We start from the raw sequence: 20405 nt of genomic DNA on the forward strand, positions 1-20405 counted from the left end.
ATTATTCGATAATTTTAGCGACGACGCCAGCACCAACGGTACGGCCGCCTTCACGGATAGCGAAGCGCAGACCTTCGTCCATTGCAATCGGTGCAATCAACTGAACTGTCAGGTTCACGTTATCACCCGGCATAACCATCTCTGTACCGGAAGGAAGCTCAACATTACCTGTCACATCAGTTGTACGGAAGTAGAACTGTGGACGGTAATTCGCAAAGAACGGCGTGTGACGGCCACCCTCTTCTTTTGTCAGAATGTATGTCTCTGCAGTGAACTTCGTGTGCGGTGTGATTGAACCAGTGTGCGCCAGAACCTGACCACGCTCAATCTCTTCACGACCAACACCACGTAGCAATGCGCCAATGTTATCGCCTGCTTCACCTTGATCGAGAAGCTTACGGAACATTTCAACACCAGTTACTGTTGTTTTCGCAGTTTCCTTGATGCCAACGATTTCAATCTCTTCGCCAACTTTCACGATACCACGCTCAACACGGCCAGTAGCCACTGTACCACGACCAGAGATAGAGAACACGTCCTCTACAGGCATCAGGAACGCACCGTCAACAGCACGGTCCGGCTGTGGGATGTACTCATCAACAGCAGCCATCAGCTCAAGGATTTTCTCAGCGCCGATGTTTGCGTCACGACCTTCAAGAGCCGCAAGTGCTGAACCAGCAATGATTGGAATATCATCACCAGGGAAATCATACTCGCTTAGAAGCTCGCGAATTTCCATCTCAACAAGCTCTAGAAGCTCTTCGTCGTCTACCTGGTCAACTTTGTTCATGAAAACAACAAGTGCCGGCACACCAACCTGACGCGCAAGCAGGATGTGCTCGCGTGTTTGTGGCATTGGGCCATCTGCTGCGTTCACAACAAGGATACCACCGTCCATCTGTGCCGCACCAGTGATCATGTTCTTCACATAGTCAGCGTGACCCGGGCAATCAACGTGTGCATAGTGACGTGCTGCTGTTTCATACTCAACGTGAGCCGTTGAAATAGTGATACCGCGCTCGCGCTCCTCTGGAGCTTTGTCGATGTTCGCAAAATCTACAGCTTCACCGCCGCTTGATTCCGCCAATACTTTCGTAATCGCTGCCGTCAATGTCGTCTTACCATGGTCAACGTGACCAATCGTTCCAACATTACAGTGCGGCTTATTACGTTCAAACTTCTCTTTTGCCATTGTAGTCTACCTTTCTATCGGCCCTTGATTTACCAAGGGATCCCTAATTAGTGCTTATGTTTTTTCTTAGCCCGCAAGTTTTGCTTTGATCTCTTCAGCAACCGCTTGTGGTACTCCGTCGTAATGGTCAAATTGCATAGAGAACGTAGCCCGGCCTTGTGAGAAAGAGCGAAGCTCATTCACGTAACCAAACATGTTCGCCAGCGGAACCATTGCATTAATAACCGTGTTCGGACCACGAGTTTCAGAACCCTGGATTTGACCACGACGTTTATTCAAGTCGCCGATGCAATCGCCCATGTAATCTTCCGGCGTTACAACTTCAACTTTCATAATTGGTTCAAGAAGCCTGATGCCTGCTTGAGCAGCAGCTTCTCTGGTAGCACCGCGACCTGCAATTTCAAACGCTAGAACGCTCGAATCTACATCGTGATAACTACCGTCATAAAGGCGCACAGAGAAATCGATAATCGGGAAACCGATCAATGCACCACTCTCTGCAATATCCTTGATACCTTTTTCAACACCAGGGATATATTCTTTTGGAATGTTACCACCCTTGATTTCGTCAATGAATTCAAAGCCAGAACCACGCTCACCAGGAGTAACAACCATTTTCACACGGCCAAACTGCCCAGAACCACCAGACTGTTTCTTGTGCGTGTAATCAATATCAACTTCTTTAGCAAAGCTCTCACGGTAAGCCACCTGAGGCGCACCAACCGTACACTCAACCTTGAACTCACGCTTCATGCGATCAACCAAGATATCAAGATGCAGCTCGCCCATGCCAGAAATAACCGTTTGCCCTGACTCTTCATCAGACGCTACACGGAAACTTGGATCTTCAGCAGCCAAGCGATTAAGAGCAATACCCATTTTTTCTTGGTCAGCTTTTGTCTTAGGCTCAACAGCAACAGAAATAACCGGATCAGGGAACTCCATGCGCTCAAGAATAACCTGAGAATTGTTTGCGCAAAGCGTGTCACCTGTTGTCGTAGACTTCAAACCAGCAAGCGCAACAATATCACCAGCGCGCGCTTCCTTAAGGTCTTCCCGGTTATTCGCGTGCATTTCAAGCATACGACCAACTTTTTCTTTACGCTGCTTCACAGAGTTCATTACCTGCGTACCAGTCTCAAGAATACCGGAGTATATCCGACAGAAAGTAAGCGTACCCACAAATGGGTCATTCATGATTTTGAACGCAAGAGCAGAAAACGGCTCGTCATCGTCAGACTTACGAACAATCTCTTTTTCACTATCGTGCGCATCCACACCTTTAATCGCCTCAACATCAGTTGGCGCAGGCATGAAATCAACAACCGCATCAAGAAGAGGCTGAACACCCTTGTTCTTGAATGCAGTACCATTAAGAACCGGAACAAATAAGTTCTCGTTAGTGCCTTTACGAATAGCCGCCTTCAGTTCCTCTTCAGTGATATCTTCACCTTCAAGGTATTTTTCCATCAGCGCTTCGTCAGCCTCAACAGCAGTTTCAATCATTTCCATGCGCGCAGCTTCAGCCGCATCAGCAAGCTCAGGGCGAATGTCTATATAGTCGTATGACGCACCAAGATCCTCACCCTTCCAAAGCACTTCCTTGTACTTAATCAGGTCAATCAAACCTTCGTAATCAGATTCAGCACCGATAGGCAATTGAACCACAAGCGCTGTCGCACCAAGGCGCTCACGGATCATCTCCACACAACGCTCGAAGTTTGCACCCATGCGATCCATCTTGTTGATAAAACACATGCGCGGAACGCCGTATTTATCAGCTTGACGCCACACAGTCTCAGACTGCGGCTCAACACCAGCTACAGAATCGAATACTGCTACAGCACCATCGAGAACACGGAGCGAACGCTCAACTTCAATTGTGAAGTCAACGTGTCCCGGTGTATCAATGATGTTAATGCGATGATCATTCCAGAAACAAGTCGTCGCAGCAGACGTAATTGTAATACCGCGCTCCTGCTCCTGCTCCATCCAATCCATCGTCGCGCCACCATCGTGCACTTCGCCGATTTTATGACTACGACCAGTATAATATAGAACTCGTTCTGTAGTTGTCGTTTTACCTGCATCAATGTGCGCCATGATGCCGATGTTGCGATAACGATCAAGTGGCGTTCTGCGTGCCATGGACCTAGTTCCTTATTCTCTAAACTCTTACCAGCGATAATGGGAGAAAGCTTTGTTAGCCTCTGCCATTTTGTGCGTATCTTCACGTTTTTTGACAGCGCCGCCACGATTGTTGGACGCATCCATCAGCTCACCTGACAAACGATCAACCATTGTTGTTTCGTTGCGCTTACGTGCAGCAGTAATCAACCAGCGGATAGCCAAGGCTTGCGCACGCTCAGTACGCACCTCAACAGGCACCTGATACGTTGCGCCACCAACACGACGAGAACGAACCTCAATCGCAGGCTTCACATTGTCCAAAGCTTCATGAAAAAGTGGGAGAGCATCAGATTTTGCACGTTCTTCCATTTTATCGAAAGCACCATAAACAATACGCTCAGCAGTAGATTTTTTACCATCAAGCATAAGGCTATTCATAAATTTTGTCAGTACCACATCACCGAACTTCGGATCAGGCAGGACGTCGCGTTTTTCTGCGCTATGACGACGAGACATACGGTATTTCCTTTTTCAATCTTACTTCGGACGCTTCGTGCCGTATTTCGAACGGCTCTGACGACGGTCTGCAACACCCTGGGTATCAAGCACACCACGAACAGTGTGGTAGCGAACACCAGGTAAATCTTTAACACGGCCACCGCGAATCAGGATCACTGAGTGTTCCTGAAGGTTGTGACCCTCACCACCAATGTATGAAGTCACCTCATGACCATTTGAAAGACGCACACGTGCAACTTTACGCAGGGCTGAGTTAGGCTTCTTTGGTGTTGTTGTATAAACACGTGTACACACGCCGCGCTTTTGCGGACATGCTTCAAGCGCTGGCACTTTATTGTGCGCTGGCTTGGCTTTGCGCGGCTTACGCACAAGTTGGTTAATGGTAGGCATTCTTGTTCCTTGCCGTTTTTCTCTGTCACCATCACTCCAGAAAACCTGCACTGCATGCAGCAAAAACAACCTTAATCGGCAGCATTCTTGCCCCAATCAGGTTTCCTGAATCGATTCAATTGTTTACTCTTAGCCAGCAAACCCCAGCGTCTAGATCGATTTGACCTACCACCTGAGTTCTGGCGAGGTGCGCTTACTACAGCGAAATGCTGGGAACGTCAATGAAAAAACACGTAAGAATAAATATCTTCAAAAAACGGATTATTCTTGCTCTCAAAAAAGGCATTATTGATTTTTAAGTCCTTAAATCGCTTCCATTGATTCATTCACACTGAAACATACCTGCGCGAATATGTTAAATATCAATAAACACACTTAAGAAGGCAATATGTGGAATGCAAATTATATTAATGTACTAATTTAATTACTCTTACTTAACAACAGCTCGCTCTCCCATCGGTTCACAAGCGACTTAAATACCGTTTGGTGCACGCTACCATCACGAAAAGCGGTCGGATTTTGCCATTCCTCGCCTTCTTTTAGCTGAAAAAGTCCCGTCATAAAATCGTACGTACTTAAGCCATCATGAGAGATCCAAGCAATTTGCCTAGGTTTATTAATTGTTCCTGTTAGCTCAAAAATTGTTTTGCTTGGCTCCAAAGAGATTTTAATAGGCCCTTCATCAACAGAAGCATCTAATGAAGACATTATTATCCCAGCTATCTCGTCTTGGCCAACAGGGTATGTATACTCACCTTTACCGTTAACAATGATCAGCGGTGTTTGCCTCTGTGATTTATCAAGCGCCCAAGCATGCCCAAGCAAATCATTTTCATAAAACGAGTCAGGGTGATCACCAACGATCACAACGGTCGTATTCTTACTTAAATTGTTTTCTTCGAGGTAAGCAAATAGATGACCAATATGCGCATCTAAATTACGTGCAGCATTAGCATATTGTCTGAATATTTGATCTTTATTTTCTTTCGCAAAAAAACCAGATCGCACGTTACCTTCTTTAATAAAGTGTTTTTCCATTTTCTCGTTAAAGTAAGGATAATGGAGTTCTTGATAATTGATATACAGCATAAATGGTTGTGTGCGTTTTTGGTCAAGAAGCGAGAACACTTCTTCATTAACCTCATCACCTCTTAGCTTTAAGCCAAATTCTTTGGTTAGCTTTTTCCATGTTGACAATTCATCGAGATTCCAAGCTTTACTTTTAGCATCATAGAAATGATCAAAATCAGCAAGTCTAATATATTCTGCTGTGTCACCCCAATTTTCATTTTGCGCCGATACTGCATACAGAGAGTATCCTTGCATCTTAAGTAAATCCGACAAGAAAATACTATTTTTATTGTAATGCGTTTTCCCCGCAAAAAGCGTCTGAATAGATCTCGATGTTACACCATAGTTAGATATTGCCCAATCAGTGTATGCATGCTTCCGTTTTAACTCATTGAAGAAGGGCATTGCTTCCTGTCCATCGTAAACAGCATTTACAGGGGCCACTTTAAACGACTCAACCACAATCAAAATAACGTTATTACCATTGTATTTTAGCGGCTCTTTTATTTGACGCTTAGTCGCCTCCACATAGCTCTGCTTTAAATCGCCGCCAATGCCATTCTCATCTAATCCATTGTCCGGAATTTCAATAGCATATGGCTCCACATTAGCTGAGAAATTATCCGGATCTTTAGGTTGCGTCAAAGGCCCATAGCCGTCGCCATCAAAATCGCTAAGATTCGCAAGTATAATGTCTATGGCTCTGTATGACATTTTATTATAAAAGCCATGCCAAAGTGCTCGATCAACCCCATAGAGATTAAAATGCAAAAAGCCGATAATAACCCAGCCAAAACATACGGCTGCTACGATAAACCTTTTTTGACCAACCATGATGAAATTGAGTTTTACATTACGCAATAGATACAAAACAACGCCAAAAAAAACTATAGTCACCACCAACATCAACAGTGACAACAGCATTGTATAAGCGTCGATCGTATGAAATAAATTTACATATGCACCACCAGATAATTCCTTCAAAATCTGCAGGTCAAACTTGGTACCAAAATAAGAAAAAATTCCATATTTTACGACTAAATTTAAAACAAAGCCGAATACTACAATGCAAAATATTGTAGCTATCCTCTGAGCCATATTCAAAGTAGATACACGAGATAAAAGAAAGAAAACACCTACGGCTAACGTACCATAAAAAAATAAATCACTAATAACGGCGCCAACAAAGTAATAAAATACTTGAGAATACTGAGAGAGAGAAAAATATTTATTAAGGCTATCTTCTAAAAAGTAAGCCTCTGTCTTATGAATAAGAAATGCTTCAGATGAAAAGAAAAAAAGAACAAGTAAAGTAATCCCTATAAAAATAATCCGTCGTGCATCACCAATATTCCCAGTATTCAAACCACTCTCCTATGTTTCTTCAGCATCAAGTAGCAATTAACAGAGTTTTCCTAAGTCTATACTAGAGCGTAAATTCAAAATATAGTGTTTACACACGCTAGACGCTACGATCCAATAAGCGCAGCTTTCTTCCTACTAGAAGCCATCACACCACAATCAATAAAAAAGGCCCGCATGAGCGAGCCTTTTAATATTTTACATCTCAACCAAAAGGCTATGCATCAGTACTGCCATCCGTTGCAGCAGCGAACTCTGCTTCTGCTGTTGACATTGTATCTTCAGCAGCGGCTTGAGCCGCCTGCGCAATCTGGTCACGGCGCAAAGCTTCGTGGCGAAGCTTGTTAACCACGGCGCCTGTTCCTGCAGGAATTAGGCGACCAACGATCACGTTTTCTTTCAGGCCTACCAGCTTGTCTTTCTTACCTGCAACCGATGCTTCTGTGAGAACACGTGTTGTCTCTTGGAATGATGCAGCAGAAATAAAGCTACGCGTCTGCAAGCTTGCTTTCGTGATACCAAGCAGGATCGGATGTCCTTTCGCTGGCAAGCGACCTTCAGCTTCAAGTTTGGCGTTATTTTCTTCAAACTCTTCACGTTCGATCAACTCACCAAGCAACATAGTACTGTCACCAGAAGCCGTAATCTCAACTTTTTGCAGCATCTGGCGAACAATCACCTCAATGTGCTTATCGTTGATTTTCACACCTTGCAGGCGGTAAACGTCCTGCACTTCTTTCACGAGATAGTTAGCAAGTGCTTCAACGCCCAGAACCTGCAAAATATCATGCGGCGCTGGATTACCATCAATCAGGTACTCACCCTGCTGGATGAAATCACCTTCCTGAATGGTGATGTGCTTACCTTTTGGCACCAGATATTCAACCGGCTCTTTATCTTCTTCGCGTGGGCGAATAGTGATACGTCGCTTGTTTTTGTAATCGCGGCCAAATTCAACGATACCATCGATATCAGCAATAACGGCACAGTCTTTAGGACGACGTGCTTCAAACAACTCAGCCACACGTGGCAGACCACCGGTAATATCTTTGGTCTTGGCAGCTTCGCGAGGAATACGTGCAATCACATCACCAGCGGAAACATGACCTCCGTCTTCAATTGAGAGAATTGCCTCAACAGAAAGGAAGTAACGCGCTTCTGTACCATTAGCCAGTTCGATCACTTCGTCTTTCTCATCCCGCAAAGTAATACGTGGACGAAGATCAGCACCTTTTGTACCTGAACGCCAGTCCATCACCACCTTAGAGGCGATACCTGTACCTTCATCAACAACTTCTTTAACGGAAACACCGTCTACTAGGTCAACGTAACGTACAATACCTGATTGTTCTGTGATGATCGGAACAGTGTATGGATCCCATTCAGCGAGTTTCTCGCCTTTAACAACCATATCACCTTCGTCTTTGAACAAGTGAGAACCATAAGCCAAACGGTGCTTCGCACGATCACGACCCTCATCGTCAACCACAACAACTTCCATATTGCGGCTCATCACAACCTTGCGACCTTTGCTGTCGACAATAACGTTGCGATTATCAATCCGCACTTTACCGTCTGCAGACGATTCAACCGCTGATTCCGCATTTACCGTTGCAGCGCCACCAATGTGGAACGTACGCATCGTAAGCTGTGTACCAGGCTCACCAATTGACTGTGCAGCAATAACACCAACTGCTTCACCCATATTAACAGGTGTACCACGCGCAAGGTCGCGGCCATAACACGTACCGCAAACACCGCCTTTGGTTTCACATGTCAGTACAGAGCGAATTTTCACTTCCGCAAAGCCAGCCGTTTCAATTGCGTCAGACTTAACTTCATCAAGCAAAGTACCTGCCTCGAACATGATTTCGCCGCTAATCGGGTCATTCACATCAAGCGACAGGCTACGCCCTAGAATACGTTCTGACAGAGGAACAAGAACATCGCCGCCCTCAGAAACTTCATCGATAGTAATACCGCGTTGAGTACCACAATCGCGCTCAACAATTACGCAGTCTTGAGACACATCAACCAAACGACGCGTCAAGTAACCAGAGTTCGCAGTTTTCAGCGCAGTATCGGCAAGACCTTTACGTGCACCGTGCGAGCTGTTGAAGTACTCAAGAACTGACAAGCCTTCTTTAAAGTTTGAGATAATTGGTGTTTCAATAATCTCACCAGAAGGTTTCGCCATCAAGCCGCGCATACCAGCAAGCTGTTTCATCTGTGCGGCAGAACCACGTGCACCGGAGTGTGCCATCATAAATACAGAGTTCAGATCAGTTTGACGACCATTCTCGTCAATTTCTGTTCGCTCCATACCCTTCATCATTGCGTCCGCAACTTTGTCACCACACTGTGCCCAAGCATCAACAACTTTGTTGTACTTCTCACCTTGCGTGATCAGACCGTCCTGATACTGCTCTTCATATTCTTTAACGAGCGCTTTCGTTTCATCTACAAGCTCTACTTTAGCTGCAGGGATGATCATGTCATCTTTACCAAACGAAATACCGGCATCACATGCGCGTTTAAAGCCTTCGCCCATAATACCATCAGCAAATAGAACCGTCGTTTTCTGACCACAGTGACGGTAAACAACGTCAATCACTTCCGTGATTTCTTTCTTGGTCAACTGACGGTTAATCAGGCTATACGGTACATTTTTGTGCAATGGCAAATGACGACCCAGCAACATACGGCCCGGCGTTGTGTCAACACGGATTGTAGTTTCATTGCCTTCAGCATCAATTGCAGCAACACGTGCCGTAATTTTACTATGCAACGTAATAGCGCCGCCATCCAAAGCAAATTGCACTTCATCAAAATCAGCATAGGCTTTGCCTTCGCCAACATCACCTTCGCGCTGCATGGTCATGTAATATAGACCCAGGACAATATCCTGCGATGGCACAATAATCGGTTTACCGTTTGCAGGGCTGAGGATGTTGTTCGTTGACATCATCAGAACCCGTGCTTCCAATTGTGCTTCGATAGAAAGCGGCACGTGAACAGCCATTTGATCACCGTCAAAGTCGGCGTTAAATGCAGCACAAACAAGTGGGTGCAGCTGAATAGCTTTACCTTCAATCAATACAGGCTCAAACGCCTGAATACCAAGACGGTGAAGTGTTGGCGCGCGGTTCAGCATCACAGGGTGTTCTCGGATCACTTCATCCAGAATATCCCAAACTTCGCGGCGTTCTTTTTCCACAAGCTTCTTGGCAGCTTTAATTGTTGTTGCGATACCTTTTTTATCGAGGCGCGAATAAATAAACGGCTTGAATAGCTCAAGTGCCATCTTCTTCGGCAAGCCACACTGATGAAGTTTCAGCTCAGGACCAACAACGATCACCGAACGACCAGAATAATCAACACGCTTACCAAGCAAGTTCTGACGGAAACGACCTTGCTTACCTTTCAGCATATCTGAAAGTGACTTCAATGGACGTTTGTTCGCACCAGTAATAGTACGACCACGACGACCATTGTCGAACAAAGCATCAACTGATTCTTGCAACATCCGCTTCTCGTTACGAATGATGATGTCTGGCGCGCGCAGCTCGATCAAACGCTTCAAACGATTGTTACGGTTGATAACGCGGCGATATAGATCATTCAAATCTGATGTCGCGAAACGACCACCATCCAATGGCACCAATGGGCGCAACTCTGGCGGAATAACCGGCACAACTTGCAAAATCATCCATTCTGGACGGTTACCAGAATCGATGAATGCCTCAATTACCTTAAGGCGCTTAACAATTTTCTTGGGCTTCAACTCAGATTTGGTCTCAGCAAGCTCTACGAGAAGCTTTTCACGCTCGCCTTCAAGGTCAACTGCCTCAAGAAGCTTGCGAATTGCCTCAGCACCAATACCTGCAGTGAAACTATCTTCACCGTATTCGTCTTGCGCACGGTAAAAGTCTTCTTCAGATAGTAACTGGAATTGCTTGAGCGGCGTAAGGCCAGGTTCAACAACCACATAATATTCGAAGTAAAGAACACGCTCCAGATCTTTAAGTGTGAGATCAAGCAACAAACCGATGCGGCTCGGCAATGATTTCAGGAACCAGATATGCGCAACCGGTGCAGCAAGATCAATGTGCCCCATGCGCTCGCGGCGTACTTTAGACAGTGTTACTTCAACGCCGCATTTCTCACAGATAATGCCGCGATATTTCATGCGCTTATATTTACCGCACAAACATTCGTAATCTTTTACAGGACCAAAGATACGCGCACAGAACAAACCATCTTTTTCGGGCTTAAATGTCCGATAATTGATTGTTTCCGGCTTTTTAATTTCACCAAAAGACCATGAGCGAATGCGCTCTGGTGACGCGACAGATATTTGAATCTGGTCAAACGTGTCAGGTTTCTGGTTCGGATTGAAGTATTTCATCACTTCTTGGTTCATGTCCGGTATCTCTCTTCAAATTGCTAAGGGCACAGTATCACCTGCTCCCATCGCCTTTCAGAAATCAGTGCCTGCCGTCAAGCAAGCTGGGTGACACTATCACGCGCCACCCGGTTATCAGGCTTTCGCCCTATTCATCAGTCCCTGTGATCAACTCAACATTCAGACACAGTGATCTCATTTCCTTAACAAGAACGTTAAAGGATTCTGGGATACCTGCCTCAAAGCTGTCATCACCGCGCACAATCGCTTCATACACTTTGGTACGTCCCTGCACGTCATCCGACTTCACAGTCAGCATCTCTTGCAAGGTATAAGCTGCACCATATGCTTGAAGCGCCCACACTTCCATCTCACCGAAGCGCTGCCCACCAAACTGAGCTTTACCACCCAATGGTTGTTGCGTCACAAGGCTGTATGGGCCGATTGAACGTGCGTGGATTTTATCGTCCACAAGGTGGTGAAGTTTCAGCATGTAAATGTAACCAACCGTTACCTTACGATCGAACTTCTCACCTGTACGTCCATCATACAAATCAACCTGACCAGAACTGTTCAGTTCTGACTTTTCAAGCATTGTAACAATGTCTGCTTCAACGGCGCCGTCGAACACAGGCGTCCCCATCGGAACACCGCTCGTTAGATTACCTGCAAGCTCAAGGATTTGATCATCGTCTAGATCTTTAACATCTTCATCAAACTGCTCATCACCGTAGATGTCTTTAAACTTCGTACGGAAATCTTCAACTTGCGCCTGACCATGACGGTAATTTTCAAGCATTGTATCGATCTGACGACCAAGACCACGAGAAGCCCAACCAAGGTGCGTTTCAAGAATCTGCCCCACGTTCATGCGTGATGGAACACCAAGAGGGTTTAGAACCACATCAACAGGTGTACCGTCTTCAAGGTGCGGCATGTCTTCTTGCGGCATAATGCGTGAAATCACACCTTTGTTGCCGTGACGACCAGCCATTTTATCACCAGGTTGAAGCTTACGCTTCACAGCAACAAAAACCTTAACCATCTTCAGAACACCAGGTGGCAGTTCATCACCGCGCTGCAGCTTCTCGATTTTTTCGTCGAAGCGATGCTGCAATTGGCCTTTAGATTCGTCAAACTGTTTACGAAGCGCTTCAATGTTAGACATTGTCTCGTCATCATCAACAGCCAGATCCCACCACTGAATACGTGGCAATTCAGCCAAGCCTTCTTCAGTGATAACCGTGCCTTTTTTCATGTCCTTGTTACCAGCGGTAATTTTCTTACCAAGTAACCAAGGCCCAAGACGACCATAGATGCTGCGCTCAAGAATTACGCGCTCATCTTCACGGTCTTTTGTCAGACGGTCAATTTCTTCACGTTCAATTGTTAGCGCACGTTCGTCTTTGTCCACGCCGTGGCGGTTAAACACACGAACCTCAACAACTGTACCAGCAACGCCAGGCGGCAAACGCATAGACGTATCACGAACATCAGAAGCTTTTTCACCAAAGATAGCACGCAGAAGTTTTTCTTCCGGTGTCATCGGGCTTTCGCCTTTTGGCGTAATCTTACCAACAAGAATATCACCAGGGTGAACCTCGGCACCAATGTATACAATACCGGCTTCATCAAGGCTCTTGAGGCCTTCTTCACCCACATTTGGAATATCACGTGTGATTTCCTCTGGGCCAAGCTTCGTATCGCGCGCCATCACTTCGAATTCCTCGATGTGAATAGACGTAAATACATCCTCTTTAACGATACGCTCGGAAATAAGGATCGAATCTTCAAAGTTGTAACCATTCCAAGGCATGAACGCTACGAGTGCGTTACGACCAAGAGCCAGTTCACCAAGCTCTGTTGATGGACCATCACAAATGATGTCGCCTTGCTTAATAAGGTCACCCACTTTTACAAGCGGACGCTGATTAATGCAGGTGTTTTGGTTTGAACGCTGGAATTTCTGAAGCGTGTAAATATCCACACCAGACTTACCAGGATCAACTTCTTCTGTTGCACGAATAACGATCCGTGTTGCATCCACTTGCTCAACGATACCTGTACGGCGTGCGGCAATTGCAGCACCACTGTCACGAGCAACCACTGCTTCCATGCCTGTACCAACAAACGGCGCTTCCGCACGTACCAAAGGCACGGCTTGACGTTGCATGTTTGAACCCATGAGTGCGCGGTTCGCATCATCGTTTTCAAGGAAAGGAATAAGCGATGCCGCAACAGATACGAGCTGCTTGGGTGATACGTCCATCAGGTTAATTAAATCTGGACGGATCATCACAAACTCGCCAGCCTGACGACATGAAACAAGATCGTTAGCGAACGTATTTTTATCAGTCAGTTCAGCATTTGCTTGTGCAACCGTATATTTGGCTTCTTCCATTGCAGAAAGATAAATCACTTCGTCTGAAACAACGCCGTTTTCAACCTTACGGTACGGGCTCTCAATAAAGCCGTACTTGTTAACCTGCGCGTAAGTCGCCAGAGAGTTAATCAAACCAATGTTTGGACCCTCCGGTGTCTCGATCGGGCAGATCCGGCCATAATGCGTTGGGTGTACATCACGTACTTCAAAGCCTGCGCGTTCACGCGTCAAGCCACCAGGGCCAAGCGCGGACATACGGCGTTTGTGCGTAATTTCCGACAGTGGATTTGTTTGATCCATAAACTGTGAAAGTTGTGATGAGCCAAAGAATTCACGAACAGATGCAACAACCGGCTTCGCGTTGATCAAATCATGCGGCATTACAGTGTCGATATCCACAGACGACATACGCTCACGAATTGCACGTTCCATGCGAAGAAGACCAATACGGTATTGGTTTTCCATCAACTCACCCACTGAGCGAACACGGCGGTTACCAAGGTGATCAATATCGTCGATCTCGCCTTTACCGTCTTTCAGTTCAACCAGTGTTTTAACCGTTTGAAGAATGTCTTCGCGGCGCAAGGTGCCAACCGTGTCTTCACATTCAACGTTCAAACGCACGTTCATTTTCACACGCCCTACGTCTGACAAGTCATAACGCTCGGGGTCAAAGAACAAACCATAGAATAGCGCGTCAGCAGTTTCTTTTGTTGGTGGCTCACCTGGACGCATCACTTTATAGATTTCAGCAAGCGCAGCATCGTGGCTTTCAACTTTGTCAGCCATCAATGTGTTACGAATATATGGTCCGACAGCAACACCCTCAGTGTCCAGCACTTCCACTTCATCGTAGCCAGCCGCAGAAAGTTCAGCAATGATCTCTTCAGAGAGCTCTTCACCGGCTTCAACATAAATTGCACCAGTGTTACCGTTAACCATATCTTTCGCCGCAAAACGACCAAGAATTTGCTCATCGGGAACCAAAATGGCTTCAACGCCACCATTCTCGAGTTTCTTACCAAGGCGCGGCGTAATCTTTTTACCAGCCTCAACAACAACTTCACCTGAATCCGCATCAACCAGATCAAATACAGGTTTTTGACCGCGCCAATTTTCAGCGCGGAAAGGCATACGCCATCCACCTTCAGCACGGCGGAAAGATACAGTCTCATAAAAATAAGACAGAATATCTTCAGCACCCATACCCAGTGCATACAAAAGCGTTGTCGCAGGCAGCTTCCGACGGCGGTCGATGCGCACATTCACGATGTCTTTGATATCAAATTCAAGATCAAGCCATGAACCACGATAAGGTATAACACGAGCAGCAAACAAAAACTTGCCCGAGCTATGGCTTTTACCGCGGTCATGATCGAAGAAAACGCCCGGTGAACGGTGCATTTGGCTAACAATAACACGCTCGGTGCCGTTAACAACAAACGTACCATTGTCAGTCATCATCGGCAGATCGCCCATGTAAACGTCTTGCTCTTTGATATCCAGAACAGATTTGGCTTCTGTTTCAGGATCAATTTCAAATACGATGAGACGCAGCGTTACACGCAGTGGCGCAGCATAAGTCATATCGCGCTGCTGACATTCTTCCACATCGTACTTTGGCTTCTCTAGCTCGTATTTTACATACTCAAGCGAGGCCGTATTCGAAAAATCTTGAATAGGAAAGACTGATTTCAGTACTTTCTCAAGACCAGAGTTTAAACGCTCTTCTTCCGTAGCATCAGCCCGGAAGAATTTATCGTAGGATTGACGCTGAACCTGAATCAGGTTTGGCATTTGGCTCACTTCTTCAATGTGACCAAAATCCTTACGCACACGCTTACGACCAGTGAATGAAGTCGCCATGCTTCGCCCTCGTTTCTTAATGTTTCGCCCGTCAAGCACACCGCCGTGCGCCTATCTTGGCTACCAATGAGATCTAGGCAATATCCCTACATCTCTAAATTCTGTAATATTTTGATATATTGACCATGCAACACATCAAAAAGGGTAATTTCAGTCCCTACCCCAAGGACGCCGAAAGGCCGGGAGCGAATTTCACTCCCGACCTGTAGTTCGTATCGCTTAAGAAATTACTTAAGCTCAACAGAAGCGCCCGCAGCTTCAAGCTTAGCTTTAAGCTCTTCAGCTTCAGCTTTAGGAGCTGCTTCTTTAACTGTCTTAGGAGCACCTTCAACCATGTCTTTAGCTTCTTTGAGGCCAAGACCAGTGATCGCACGTACTTCTTTAATAACGTTGATTTTCTTCTCGCCAGCGGCAGTCAGAACAACGTCAAATTCGTCTTTCTCTTCTACAGCTTCAGCAGCAGCGCCGCCAGCAGCAGCAACTGCAACAGGTGCAGCAGCAGATACGCCCCATTTTTCTTCAAGCATTGTTGAAAGCTCAGCGGCTTCAATTACTGTCAGGGCAGATAGGTCGTCAACCAACTTATTAAGGTCAGCCATATTACTTACTCCAAGTTTTACGGTCCGTTTATAAGGTCCCGCGTTTCACATTGCATATGTCAAGCAGCCACAAATGAGCTGCTCAAAGTTCCATTAAGCTGCGTCTTTATTGCCATAGGCACTGAAGACACGGGCCAATTGACCCGCAGGAGCCTGCGTAACAGCCGCGAGTTTCTGAGCAGGAGCTTGTAGGATACCCACAAGTTTGCCGCGAAGCTCGTCCAGAGACGGCAGTTCAGCCAGTGCTTTAACGCCAGATTGATCCAGAACCGTATCACCCATGCCACCGCCAAGAATACGAAGCTTGTCGTTTCCTTTAGCGAATTTAGCAAGAGCGCTAGGTGCTGAAACTGGGTCATCAGCATAGCCAATAGCCGTCGGACCAGTAAACAGATCCGAAATGCCTTCATAATTGGTGCCTTTAAGCGCAAGACGAGTCAGCCGGTTCTTGGTCACCTTCAGCGACGCGCCAACTTCGCGCATCTGTGAACGCAGTGCAGTAATCTCAGATACAGTCAAACCATCATAATGAACTACGACAATTGACGCTGCATCAGAGAAAACTTCATGCAAGGATGTAACCATTTCCTGCTTTTCGGCTCTTTCCACTTTTCTCGTCTCCGACTTTGGAGCTTTTAGCCCTTAGGCATCCAAGCTCCGTTATTTGAGCCACATACACACTGGATAAGCGATCCGGTATGTACACTCCCTGTCCAGGGCGCAAGATGGATAACATCCAACCTCGTTAGAACCGCACAACCAGCCTGTAATTCAAAGATCACAAGCCAATAATTCTAAACCCCATCTCATGCAGGCCGTAATTTTGCGACAATTACTTCTTTTAAATTACAGCGGTCTAATACTAGAAACACACGCCGCAACACCTGCAATCTCGGACAGTTACTCCCACTCAGGTAAAACAACCACCTGAATGATTGCACCGGATAAACCGGTGCAAATTTCTAATTAACTTGCTTCAAGCGATGCAACGTCAATCTTAAGGCCAGGGCCCATTGTTGTCGTCACGCCAACACGCTTAACGTAAGTACCTTTAGCGCCAGTTGGCTTCGCTTTGATCACAGCAGTGATGAATGCAGAAACATTCTCAATGATCTGATCTTCTTTAAAGCTCGCTTTACCAACACCACCGTGAATGATACCGGCTTTTTCAACACGATACTCAACCTGACCAGCTTTCGCTGCTTCAACGGCGCCTTTAACGTCCATTGTCACAGTGCCCAGCTTAGGGTTTGGCATCAGACCTTTAGGACCAAGAACCTTACCAAGACGGCCAACAACACCCATCATGTCAGGCGTTGCAATAACACGATCAAAGTTCATGTTACCTTTTTGCACATCTTCCATCAGGTCTTCAGCGCCAACAATGTCAGCACCAGCAGCAGTTGCTTCTTCAGCCTTAGGGCCTTTAGCAAATACAGCGACACGCAAAGTTTTACCTGTACCATGCGGCAATGACACAACGCCGCGAACCATCTGGTCAGCGTGACGCGGGTCAACACCCAAATTCATTGATACCTCGAAAGTCTCATCAAACTTAGTTGCTGAGCGCGCTTTCAGCTCTTTAACAGCGCCTTCAACAGTATATAGCTTCTCACGATCAAGACCGTCCCAAGCTTTTTTCAAACGTTTACCTAATTTTGCCATCTGACTAGCCCTTCACTTCAAGGCCGATAGAGCGCGCAGAACCTTCGATGATTAGCATTGCCGCATCGATGTCATTAGCGCTCAGGTCTACCATTTTAGCTTCTGCGATTTCACGCACTTGTTCTCTTGTCACAGAGCCAGCGACAGCACGCCCAGGCTCAGCGCCACCAGACTTAAGGCCAGCAGCTTTCTTCAAGAAGAATGATGCCGGAGGTGTCTTGATAACAAACGTGAAAGACTTGTCTGCATATATTGTCAGAATAGTTGGGCAAGGTGAACCTGGCTCCATTTTCTGCGTTGCAGCGTTAAACGCCTTACAAAATTCCATAATATTGACGCCACGCTGTCCAAGCGCAGGACCAATAGGAGGTGACGGGTTAGCTTGCCCCGCCGGCACCTGAAGCTTCAGGTAGCCACTTATCTTCTTCGCCATTTTAGTTCCCTTCTAAAAACTATCAGAGCGCAAAACGCTCATTTTAGGGTGCGCGGTGCGGCAAATGGCTTGCCTCCCGCACGACTTCGGAGCAAAGCTCCAAATTATGTAATCTTCTCAACCTGCGTATACTCAAGTTCAACCGGTGTAGCTCGACCGAAGATTGATACAGAAACCTTCAAACGCGCACGATCTTCGTCAACATCCTCAACAACACCATTAAAGCTGGAGAATGGACCATCGGTAACCTGCACTTCTTCGCCAATTTCGTAAACGATATTAGGACGAGGACGATCAACGCCTTCCTCAACCTGATTAAGAATGCGCGCTGCCTCAGCGTCGGAGATAGGACTTGGGCGACCCTGCGCACCAAGAAAGCCTGTCACTTTCGCATGACTGCTAGCCAAGTGATATGTGTCATCCGTCAAAACCATCTTGATCAACACATAACCCGGAAAGAACTTCTTCTCAGAAGTAACCTTCTTGCCCTTGCGAACTTCGATCACTTCCTCGGTCGGAACAATGACCTCATCAACCAAAGCGTCTAAACCTTGATGGATCGCCTGCTCTTTAATAGCATTAGCAACCTTGGCCTCGAAGCCAGAGTAAGCGTGCAGGATGTACCAGCGAGATTTTGCCACCTTAGCCTCCGAAACCGAGCAACTTCTGAACGCCCGCGTTCAGCAAAAAGTCAACACCAAGAAAAAATACAGACATGATAACAACCATAACAAACACCATTACAGAGGTGATTCCCGCCTCACGAGGTGTCGGCCACGTCACCTTAGACGCTTCCTGACGGACCTGCCGGGTAAACTCACCTGGAGTGGTCTTTGCCATAATCCTTGTCCTTCTTTCACTCAACAAGCCCACGGTCAAATCTAAAAACCGCAGGCTTAACAAACCCTTATCATTTTTCACCACCTTCGTGGCTCACGACCAAAACCCTGGCAGGGGCGGAGGGACTCGAACCCACGGCACCCGGTTTTGGAGACCGGTGCTCTACCAACTGAGCTACGCCCCTAAAGCCGGTTAGGTCGTGTTCATGAGGGGTGCGGTTTACTAGCCAACTCCCCGTCATGCAAGTACTTTTTTTGCCATTGATAAATTGATTTCAAACCAACGGAAAAACTACCAGGTTACCCGGGCATAAAAATGGGCCGACAAAGCCGACCCATTATCAATTACATATTGTAATTATTCGATAATTTTAGCGACGACGCCAGCACCAACGGTACGGCCGCCTTCACGGATAGCGAAGCGCAGACCTTCGTCCATTGCAATCGGTGCAATCAACTGAACTGTCAGGTTCACGTTATCACCCGGCATAACCATCTCTGTACCGGAAGGAAGCTCAACATTACCTGTCACATCAGTTGTACGGAAGTAGAACTGTGGACGGTAATTCGCAAAGAACGGCGTGTGACGGCCACCCTCTTCTTTTGTCAGAATGTATGTCTCTGCAGTGAACTTCGTGTGCGGTGTGATTGAACCAGTGTGCGCCAGAACCTGACCACGCTCAATCTCTTCACGACCAACACCACGTAGCAATGCGCCAATGTTATCGCCTGCTTCACCTTGATCGAGAAGCTTACGGAACATTTCAACACCAGTTACTGTTGTTTTCGCAGTTTCCTTGATGCCAACGATTTCAATCTCTTCGCCAACTTTCACGATACCACGCTCAACACGGCCAGTAGCCACTGTACCACGACCAGAGATAGAGAACACGTCCTCTACAGGCATCAGGAACGCACCGTCAACAGCACGGTCCGGCTGTGGGATGTACTCATCAACAGCAGCCATCAGCTCAAGGATTTTCTCAGCGCCGATGTTTGCGTCACGACCTTCAAGAGCCGCAAGTGCTGAACCAGCAATGATTGGAATATCATCACCAGGGAAATCATACTCGCTTAGAAGCTCGCGAATTTCCATCTCAACAAGCTCTAGAAGCTCTTCGTCGTCTACCTGGTCAACTTTGTTCATGAAAACAACAAGTGCCGGCACACCAACCTGACGCGCAAGCAGGATGTGCTCGCGTGTTTGTGGCATTGGGCCATCTGCTGCGTTCACAACAAGGATACCACCGTCCATCTGTGCCGCACCAGTGATCATGTTCTTCACATAGTCAGCGTGACCCGGGCAATCAACGTGTGCATAGTGACGTGCTGCTGTTTCATACTCAACGTGAGCCGTTGAAATAGTGATACCGCGCTCGCGCTCCTCTGGAGCTTTGTCGATGTTCGCAAAATCTACAGCTTCACCGCCGCTTGATTCCGCCAATACTTTCGTAATCGCTGCCGTCAATGTCGTCTTACCATGGTCAACGTGACCAATCGTTCCAACATTACAGTGCGGCTTATTACGTTCAAACTTCTCTTTTGCCATTG

14 protein-coding genes and 1 tRNA gene are annotated in these 20405 nt (G+C 46.6%); all 15 read right to left on the reverse strand.

Translation table 11 applies throughout. From position 1 onward, the window contains the following. Position 1: 1 nt before the first annotated feature. Positions 2–1192 carry an elongation factor Tu gene (tuf, locus tag OEU88_RS17355; RefSeq protein WP_262695641.1) on the reverse strand — a complete coding sequence of 397 codons (1191 nt, stop codon included), beginning with the start codon at positions 1190–1192 and terminating at the stop codon, positions 2–4. Positions 1193–1258: 66 nt separating this feature from the next. Continuing rightward, the gene (gene fusA / locus OEU88_RS17360; RefSeq protein WP_262696478.1) at positions 1259–3340 is read right to left on the reverse strand and encodes an elongation factor G; all 2082 of its coding nucleotides are present in this window, start codon (positions 3338–3340) and stop codon (positions 1259–1261) included. 27 nt (positions 3341–3367) lie between these two features. Continuing rightward, a complete protein-coding gene (gene rpsG / locus OEU88_RS17365; RefSeq protein WP_262696479.1) occupies positions 3368–3838 on the reverse strand; it encodes a 30S ribosomal protein S7 in 471 nt (156 codons plus the stop codon). A 21-nt stretch (positions 3839–3859) separates the two neighbouring features. Then, on the reverse strand, positions 3860–4231 hold the full coding sequence (gene rpsL, locus OEU88_RS17370) for a 30S ribosomal protein S12 (RefSeq protein WP_262696480.1): 372 nt from the start codon (positions 4229–4231) through the stop codon (positions 3860–3862). A gap of 420 nt (positions 4232–4651) precedes the next feature. Continuing rightward, positions 4652–6667 (reverse strand): LTA synthase family protein, encoded by a 2016-nt coding sequence (locus OEU88_RS17375; protein WP_262696481.1) that lies wholly within the window; start codon positions 6665–6667, stop codon positions 4652–4654. A gap of 214 nt (positions 6668–6881) precedes the next feature. Further along, complete coding sequence (gene rpoC, locus OEU88_RS17380) at positions 6882–11087, reverse strand: DNA-directed RNA polymerase subunit beta' (protein ID WP_262696482.1); 4206 nt, start codon at positions 11085–11087, stop codon at positions 6882–6884. A gap of 130 nt (positions 11088–11217) precedes the next feature. Then, positions 11218–15318 (reverse strand): DNA-directed RNA polymerase subunit beta, encoded by a 4101-nt coding sequence (rpoB, locus tag OEU88_RS17385; RefSeq protein WP_262696483.1) that lies wholly within the window; start codon positions 15316–15318, stop codon positions 11218–11220. Positions 15319–15545: 227 nt separating this feature from the next. After that, the gene (gene rplL, locus OEU88_RS17390; RefSeq protein WP_262696484.1) at positions 15546–15917 is read right to left on the reverse strand and encodes a 50S ribosomal protein L7/L12; all 372 of its coding nucleotides are present in this window, start codon (positions 15915–15917) and stop codon (positions 15546–15548) included. Between the two features lie 93 nt (positions 15918–16010). Next, positions 16011–16526: a 50S ribosomal protein L10 gene (gene rplJ / locus OEU88_RS17395; protein ID WP_262696485.1), complete on the reverse strand. Its 516-nt coding sequence runs from the start codon at positions 16524–16526 to the stop codon at positions 16011–16013. A 357-nt stretch (positions 16527–16883) separates the two neighbouring features. Continuing rightward, a complete protein-coding gene (gene rplA, locus OEU88_RS17400) occupies positions 16884–17582 on the reverse strand; it encodes a 50S ribosomal protein L1 (protein WP_262696486.1) in 699 nt (232 codons plus the stop codon). A gap of 4 nt (positions 17583–17586) precedes the next feature. Then, entirely contained in the window at positions 17587–18015 is a 429-nt protein-coding gene (gene rplK, locus OEU88_RS17405) for a 50S ribosomal protein L11 (RefSeq protein ID WP_262696487.1), read from the reverse strand. 104 nt (positions 18016–18119) lie between these two features. Next, positions 18120–18656, reverse strand: a complete 537-nt coding sequence (nusG, locus tag OEU88_RS17410; RefSeq protein ID WP_262696488.1) for a transcription termination/antitermination protein NusG — start codon at positions 18654–18656, stop codon at positions 18120–18122. 1 nt (position 18657) lies between these two features. Beyond that, positions 18658–18855 carry a preprotein translocase subunit SecE gene (secE, locus tag OEU88_RS17415; RefSeq protein WP_262696489.1) on the reverse strand — a complete coding sequence of 66 codons (198 nt, stop codon included), beginning with the start codon at positions 18853–18855 and terminating at the stop codon, positions 18658–18660. 108 nt (positions 18856–18963) lie between these two features. Beyond that, positions 18964–19039 (reverse strand) — tRNA-Trp (locus OEU88_RS17420). 173 nt (positions 19040–19212) lie between these two features. Beyond that, positions 19213–20403, reverse strand: coding sequence for an elongation factor Tu (tuf, locus tag OEU88_RS17425; RefSeq protein WP_262695641.1), 1191 nt, complete (start codon positions 20401–20403; stop codon positions 19213–19215). Between the last annotated feature and the right edge of the window lie 2 nt (positions 20404–20405).

The organism is Kordiimonas aquimaris, assembly GCF_025574485.1.
GTDB classification, from domain to species: domain Bacteria; phylum Pseudomonadota; class Alphaproteobacteria; order Sphingomonadales; family Kordiimonadaceae; genus Kordiimonas; species Kordiimonas aquimaris.

Coding starts and splice junctions, on each gene's coding strand:
- tuf (WP_262695641.1), bottom strand. CDS start 1,192: ATGGCAAAAGAGAAGTTTGAACGTAATAAGCCGCACTGTAATGTTGGA.
- fusA (WP_262696478.1), bottom strand. CDS start 3,340: ATGGCACGCAGAACGCCACTTGATCGTTATCGCAACATCGGCATCATG.
- rpsG (WP_262696479.1), bottom strand. CDS start 3,838: ATGTCTCGTCGTCATAGCGCAGAAAAACGCGACGTCCTGCCTGATCCG.
- rpsL (WP_262696480.1), bottom strand. CDS start 4,231: ATGCCTACCATTAACCAACTTGTGCGTAAGCCGCGCAAAGCCAAGCCA.
- rpoC (WP_262696482.1), bottom strand. CDS start 11,087: ATGAACCAAGAAGTGATGAAATACTTCAATCCGAACCAGAAACCTGAC.
- rpoB (WP_262696483.1), bottom strand. CDS start 15,318: ATGGCGACTTCATTCACTGGTCGTAAGCGTGTGCGTAAGGATTTTGGT.
- rplL (WP_262696484.1), bottom strand. CDS start 15,917: ATGGCTGACCTTAATAAGTTGGTTGACGACCTATCTGCCCTGACAGTA.
- rplA (WP_262696486.1), bottom strand. CDS start 17,582: ATGGCAAAATTAGGTAAACGTTTGAAAAAAGCTTGGGACGGTCTTGAT.
- rplK (WP_262696487.1), bottom strand. CDS start 18,015: ATGGCGAAGAAGATAAGTGGCTACCTGAAGCTTCAGGTGCCGGCGGGG.
- secE (WP_262696489.1), bottom strand. CDS start 18,855: ATGGCAAAGACCACTCCAGGTGAGTTTACCCGGCAGGTCCGTCAGGAA.
- tuf (WP_262695641.1), bottom strand. CDS start 20,403: ATGGCAAAAGAGAAGTTTGAACGTAATAAGCCGCACTGTAATGTTGGA.